This window comes from Bacteroides sp. MSK.20.82, assembly GCF_019052485.1.
GTDB classification, from domain to species: Bacteria; Bacteroidota; Bacteroidia; order Bacteroidales; family Bacteroidaceae; genus Bacteroides; species Bacteroides thetaiotaomicron.
Genome location: NZ_JAHQUN010000116.1, coordinates 1 through 1,666 on the forward strand (window position 1 = coordinate 1; position 1,666 = coordinate 1,666).

1 protein-coding gene is annotated in these 1,666 nt (G+C 41.4%); it reads left to right on the top strand.

What is annotated here, in order from left to right; all coding sequences use genetic code 11:
- Nucleotides 1-113: 113 nt before the first annotated feature.
- Entirely contained in the window at nt 114-1,559 is a 1,446-nt protein-coding gene (locus KTR07_RS28030) for an IS4-like element ISBf8 family transposase (RefSeq protein ID WP_005642186.1), read from the top strand.
- Nucleotides 1,560-1,666 lie beyond the last annotated feature (107 nt).

The window sequence follows — 1,666 nt, forward strand, 5'->3', positions numbered from 1 at the left end:
ACTAAAGTTTCCCACCCAAATAAATAGATAGAAAAATAACAGTTTGTCGAATTTTCTTTGTAAATTAGTAATCGCTAAAGAACTGATTTTAAAGACAAGACAACAAAACTGTTATGGAAGCAAAAATAGAGAAAATAAGTGAGTTATCCAAACTTTTGAGTGTTAAAACCCGAATGAGTGATGATTTATTTCATCTTTTTGGCAAGTTTGGCATCGGTCACCTATTATCTCGCCTTTCATTGGAGAAACAGGACGGAGTTTCGGCTTCGGAGTTGCTCCTCTCTCTTTGCCTCTTCCGCATTGTGGGCGAGAGCATCCATAGTATATGCAAACATAAGATATATGAGCTTTCAAATCATGGTAAGAACTGTTTCTATCGCATGATGATTCGCCCACAGATGGATTGGAGACGATTGATGAACCACTTTGCACTGCGTTATATGTGCCTATTGCGTAAGTATGGCGAAGTTCCTCAATCAGATACCACTACATGTTTCATTATAGATGACACCGTACTTGAGAAGAGTGGTGTGAGGATGGAGGGTATCAGTCGTGTTTTCGACCATATGAAAGGCAGATGCGTATTGGGCTACAAGCTGTTACTTTGTGCCTTCTTTGACGGCAAGACAACTATACCCTTTGATTTTTCACTACATCAAGAAAAGGGGAAGCAAGGCAACTACGGGCTGACAAGACAGCAACTCAAAAAGGCATATCACACCAAGAGGAACACCGGCAATCCTGATTATAAGCGCTTTCAAGAGTGTAAGATGTCTAAGCTGGAAGTTGCCATGGATATGCTTCGCCGTGGATGGAAGATGGGGTTACATGCGAAGTATGTGATTACCGATAGTTGGTTCACCTGCGAGCAACTTATGACATGTGTTAGAAGCATAGGTAAAGGGGCAATGCACTTTGTTGGACTTGCAAAAATGGGAAAGACAAAATACACTATATCGGGCAAAAAGAAAAATGCTGCAGAACTCATTGCCACCTATGAACGTGAACGAGGAAAGAACTGTCGTAAATACAAATGTCGATATATTCAGCTCAACGGCAACTTAGGAGATATACCTATCAGAATCTTCCTCATCAAGTATGGTAGAAACTCCGCATGGAACGTTCTGCTCACCACGGATACAACGATGTCTTTCGTAAAAGCCTTTGAAGTGTATCAGATTAGATGGAACATAGAGGTGATGAACAAGGAGACTAAGCAATATCTCGGATTAGGAGGTTATCAAGGTTGTGACTTTAATGGTCAGATAGCCGACGCAACGCTGTGTTACCTTACATATACCGTCATGGCTTTGGAAAAGAGATTCACAGAATATCAAACCATGGGCGAACTCTTTTCGGATATGGAGGGTGATCTCATGGCACTCACGTTATGGAAGCGAGTTCTTACCTGCATCGAACGCATTCTTCGCATTTTAGGAGAAATACTTGGAATGACGCCCCAATACCTTATGGCTACAATCAGCGGAAACGACAAAGAGATGAGCAAAATCCTTGTAATGGCTGAAGCGTTGGAAAAATGGGACGAAGTATGTGGATAGTCTGCATAACTTCTGTTAGGCATGTGTTAACAGTCAATGGATATGGGGGAAGACAGACAAAGGAAAATGAGAAAAGTTAGTGTTTTAAGGGGTGGGAAACTTTAGTA

Bases quoted from the DNA above. Each gene is read 5' to 3' on its own strand.
- KTR07_RS28030 (WP_005642186.1), top strand. From the start codon at position 114: ATGGAAGCAAAAATAGAGAAAATAAGTGAGTTATCCAAACTTTTGAGT.